The 4,742-nt window shown below is 72.7% G+C and carries 3 protein-coding genes and 1 pseudogene; 3 read left to right on the top strand and 1 reads right to left on the bottom strand.

Annotation, left to right across the window (positions count from 1 at the left end; genetic code table 11):
- Positions 1-9: 9 nt before the first annotated feature.
- Positions 10-984 (bottom strand): helix-turn-helix transcriptional regulator, encoded by a 975-nt coding sequence (locus tag AOK15_RS29495; RefSeq protein WP_055521391.1) that lies wholly within the window; start codon positions 982-984, stop codon positions 10-12.
- Positions 985-1,046: 62 nt separating this feature from the next.
- On the opposite strand from AOK15_RS29495, the gene AOK15_RS29490 reads away from it, so the two are divergent.
- The 3 genes and pseudogenes from AOK15_RS29490 to pfkB all read left to right on the top strand — a co-directional run bounded on the left by AOK15_RS29490 (position 1,047) and on the right by pfkB (position 4,654).
- Positions 1,047-2,666 carry an MFS transporter gene (locus AOK15_RS29490; protein ID WP_055521390.1) on the top strand — a complete coding sequence of 540 codons (1,620 nt, stop codon included), beginning with the start codon at positions 1,047-1,049 and terminating at the stop codon, positions 2,664-2,666.
- A 162-nt stretch (positions 2,667-2,828) separates the two neighbouring features.
- A pseudogene (locus AOK15_RS29485) lies at positions 2,829-3,584 on the top strand (DeoR/GlpR family DNA-binding transcription regulator); the annotation flags it as partial.
- 209 nt (positions 3,585-3,793) lie between these two features.
- A complete protein-coding gene (pfkB, locus tag AOK15_RS29480; protein WP_055521389.1) occupies positions 3,794-4,654 on the top strand; it encodes a 1-phosphofructokinase in 861 nt (286 codons plus the stop codon).
- Positions 4,655-4,742 lie beyond the last annotated feature (88 nt).

Here is a 4,742-nt window from a genome sequence, read left to right as displayed (position 1 = left end):
CCTCAGCCCTCAGCCCTCAGCGCCTCCCGCCGCCCGGGTCAGCCGAGCGCCCAACTCCCGCACGTGCTCGACCAGTTCCGGCGGCTCGTGCACTGTGAACTCGTAGCCCAGCACGGCGAGCCGAACCGCGAACCACTCCACGGCGTCGCCGGTCGACCCCCGCACGCGGCAGCTGTGCTCGTCGACGGGTTCGGGGCTGCCGAGCCAGGCCGGCAGCCGGGCCGCGATGACCTCCCGGGGCGCGGCGAACGTGACTTCGAACGTGTACGTCTCCTGCCGACGCTGCATCGACTGCTTCAGAAACTCCGCCGCGTTCCCCGTCGGCAGTTCACGCGGCGCGAACCGGGCGCCGGTCGCGAAGGGTTCCTGGACGCGGTCGACGCGGAAGGTGCGCCAGTCGGCGCGGTCGAGGTCGTAGGCGACCAGGTACCAGCGGCGGCCGGTCGACACCAGCCGGTACGGCTCGCAGTGGCGCCGCGAGTCCGCGCCGTCGCCCGCCCGGTAGGCGAAGCGGAGCCGTTCGTCGCCCGCCACCGCCGACGCGATCACCGTCAGCGTCTCGGGCGTCACCGTCGCCCCGTCGCCGCTGGTCAACGGGGTGGTCGCGGCCTGGAGCGTGGACACCCGGTGTCGCAGCCGTGAGGGCAGTACCTGCTCCAGCTTGGCCAGCGCCCGTACGGACGCCTCGTCCACGCCCTCCACGGCGTGCCCGGCCCCGGCCCGCAGCCCCACCGCGATCGCCACGGCCTCCTCGTCGTCCAGCACCAGCGGCGGCATGGCCTTCCCCGCCACCAGCCGGTAACCGCCGTCCGCCCCCATGCTCGCCTGCACCGGATAGCCCAGCTCCCGCAGCCGGTCGACGTCCCGGCGCACCGTCCGCCGAGACACCCCCAACCGGTCGGCCAGCTCACCGCCGGGCCACTCGCGGGGCGTCTGGAGCAAGGACAGGAGCTGAAGGAGTCGCGCCGGGGTGTCCGTAGTCATGAGTGCGAGGATGCCGCAGAAGTAGGACACGATCTGACCTATCGGGGTTCTACCTTCGTTCCATGACCTCAACCACGAACGCCCTGAAGGGGCGCGACACCCGTACGGCGCTCGGCGCCTCTCCCGACGGCGGTGCCGACCGCAGGCGGTGGATCGCCCTCGCCATCGTCATGACCGCCGCCTTCATGGACCTCGTGGACGTCACGATCGTCAACATCGCGATTCCCTCCATCCAGCGGGGCGAGGCCGCCACGGTCAGCCAGATCCAGTGGATCACCGCCGGCTACGCCCTCGCCTTCGCCGCCGGACTCGTCACCGGGGGCCGGCTCGGCGACATCCACGGCCGTCGGCGGATCTTCCTCCTCGGCATCGGCGGCTTCACCGTCGCCTCCGCGCTGTGCGGCCTCGCCGCGAACCCGGAGATGCTGGTCGCCGCCCGGATCGCGCAGGGCGCGACGGCCGCGCTGATGGTGCCGCAGGTGCTGTCGATCGTCCACGCCACCTTCCCCGCGCACGAACGCGGCAAGGTGTTCGGGCTGTTCGGCGCGATCGTCGGCCTCGGCGCGGTCTCCGGCCCGCTGCTCGGCGCCCTGCTCATCGAGTGGAACCCGCTCGGCCTCGAATGGCGGGCGATCTTCCTGATCAACCTCCCGGTCGGCGTCGCCGGCCTCGTCCTGGGCCGCCGTTTCATCACCGAGTCCAAGGCGCCGCACGCCCTCAAGCTGGACCTCGTCGGCGTCGCCCTCGTCACCGGCGGCCTGCTGATGCTGCTCTACCCGCTCACCCGCGGCCACGAGCTGGACTGGCCGCTGTGGGGACACGCCCTGATGGCGGGCTCGCTGGTCGTGTTCGCGGCACTGGTGGCGTACGAGCGGCACAAGACCGCGCGCGACGGCTCCCCGCTGATCGAACTGTCGCTGTTCAAGGTGAAGAGTTTCGCGGCCGGTATCGCCGTGCAGACGGTGTTCGGCGTCGCCCTCGGTGTGTTCTTCCTCGTCTGGACCCTCTACCTCCAGACCGGCCTCGGCTGGAGCGTCCTGAAGGCCGGCCTGACCGGTGTGCCGTTCTCCGTCTCGGTCTCCGTCGCGGCCGGGATGTCGGTCCAGAAACTCGTCCCGCGCTTCGGCCGCAAGGTCCTCCAGGCGGGCGCGCTGCTGATGGCGGCCGGTGTACTGCTCTACCTGTGGGAGTCCGAGCGGTACGGCCTCGCCATCACTCCCTGGCAGATGGCGCTCCCGCTGATCGTGATGGGCGCGGGCATGGGGCTCATCGTGGCCCCGCTGACCGACGCGATCCTCTCCGGGGTGCCGCGTGAGCACGCCGGTTCCGCGTCCGGGCTGATCAGCACGGTGCAGCAGATGGGCAACGCGCTCGGACTCGGCCTGGTGGCCGTGGTCTTCTTCGGCGCCATGGACGAGCCTGTCGTCCCCGCCGAGATCGGCCCCGCCTTCGTCGACGCCTTCGAACACGCCCTCGGCTGGGTCGCCGCGGTGCTTTTCACGATCTTCCTGCTGATGTTCGCCCTCCCCCGACACCCTGTGACGGCCGAGCACGCCGGCCACGAGGTCGAGGGTGCGGCCGAGGGCGAGATCGAGGTGTCGGTCGACGTCGAGGTCGAGGGCGCGGTGACCGACGGGGACGGGGCGGGGGACACGGAGCGCGAGCCGCAGTTGGCCCGCTGACCTGCTGACCTAGGGAGACCAGATCGGCCCGGCACCCTGAGGGATGCCGGGCCGATCTCCGTTTGTGTCCGAGTCATGCCCGAACCTGTTTACTTTCTGGAAATCCAGGCGTAGCCTCCGAGCGAAATCACCAATTCGGGCATCAGTCGGAGGCGAACGGACATGTACGCACCGGAGCGGCAGCAGGAGATCCTCCGGCTCGCCCGTGACGGCGGCCGGGTGGACGTGGTGTCGCTGGCGGAGGAGTTCCAGGTCACGGCCGAGACCATCCGGCGCGACCTGAAGGCCCTGGACCGCGCCGGCCTCGTCCAGCGGGTCCACGGCGGCGCCATCCCCGCGGGGCGCCTGGACTTCGAGCCCGACCTCGCCGAACGCGAGAGCACGGCCGCCGACGAGAAGGACCGCATCGCGCAGGCCGCTCTCGCCGAACTGCCGATCGACGGCACCGTCGTCCTCGACGCCGGTACGACCGTCGCCCGTCTCGCCGCCGCCATCCCGCTGGAGGCCACGCTCACCGCGGTCACGCACAGCCTGCCCATCGCGGCCCGCCTCGCCGACCATCCGGGCATCCAGCTCCACCTGGTCGGCGGCCGCGTCCGCCACCGCACCCGCGCCGCGGTGGACGCGTGGGCGCTCCGCGCCTACGGCGAGATCCGCGCCGACGTGCTCTTCGTGGCGGCCAACGGTTTCTCCCCCGCCCGCGGTCTGACCACCCCCGACCTCGCCGAGGCCGCGGTGAAGCGGGCCGCGATGGCCGCCGCCCGCCGGGTGGTGCTGCTCGCCGACTCCTCCAAGTGCGGCCAGGAGCACTTCGCCCGCTTCGGCGCCCTGAGCGACGTCGACCTGCTGATCACCGACAGCGGCCTGAGCGCCGAGGACGCCCTCGCCATCGAACGTGACGGCACCGAAGTCCTACGAGTCCCTGGCGCAGGCGCAGGCGCAGGCGCAGGCGGGGGAACGGGCGGGGGCACGGCCGCCTCCGCGGGTAACGCCACGGCCGCCTCCGCGGGTAACGCCACGGCCGCCTCCGCGGGCGACGCCATGGGCGGGACCGCGGGCAACGCCCCGGGTCAGGCCGCCGTCAACGGCTCCGTCGCTGGCCGCGGCGCCGGCCGGAAGGCACGCGCATGATCCTCACCGTCACCCCCAACCCGTCCCTCGACCGCACCTACGAGGTCCCCTCCCTCGACCGCGGCGAGGTCATCCGGGCCACCGGCGAACGCATGGACCCGGGCGGCAAGGGCGTCAACGTCTCCCGCGCGGTCGCCGCCGCCGGACAGCGCACCGTGGCCGTCCTGCCACTGGGCGGCGCGCCCGGCGCGCTCGTCGCGGATCTCCTCGACGCGCAGGGCATCGAGGTCGCACGGGTCCCCGTGGCCGGAGCCACCCGCTCCAACATCGCCCTCGCCGAGGCGGACGGAGTCCTCACGAAGATCAACGCTCCAGGCCCCGAACTCTCCGCCGCCGAGCAGGAACTCCTCCTGGAGACCGTCCGCTCCCAGTCCGTCCACGCCTCCTGGATCGCCTGCTGCGGCAGCCTCCCGCGTGGCCTCGCCCCGTCCTGGTACGCCGACCTCGTCGCCCGCGCGCATGCCGCGGGTGCCCGGATCGCCCTGGACACCTCCGGCCCGGCCCTGCTCGCCGCGCTCCGTGAACGCCCCGACGTGGTCAAGCCCAACGCCGAGGAACTCGCCGAAGCCGTGGGCCGCCCCCTCGCGACCGTCGGCGACGCCGTCAAGGCCGCGGAGGAACTGCGGGAGATGGGCGCGGGCGCGGTCCTGGCCAGCCTCGGTGCCGACGGACAGGTCCTCGTGAACGCCTCCGGCGCCTGGTTCGGCAGCGCCCGCGTCGACGCCGTCCGCAGCAACGTCGGCGCCGGTGACTCCTCCCTCAGCGTCATGCCGACCCCCTCCGACCTCGACCCGTCCGCGGTGACGGTGACGACGCAGGTGCCGGTGGACCTCGTTCTGAAGGAGCCGGTGGCATGAGCGAGCGAACGCGGACGCACCTTCGTTCCGCATTACTACGGCTCCGCCCGGGAAGGCGTAGTCTCCCCGGTCCCGTCGGTCCCGTCGG

The sequence above is a fragment of the Streptomyces ossamyceticus genome (genome assembly GCF_001418475.1).
In the GTDB taxonomy this organism is placed as follows: Bacteria; Actinomycetota; Actinomycetes; order Streptomycetales; family Streptomycetaceae; genus Streptomyces; species Streptomyces ossamyceticus.
This window is presented reverse-complemented; position numbering and strand designations above follow the sequence as displayed.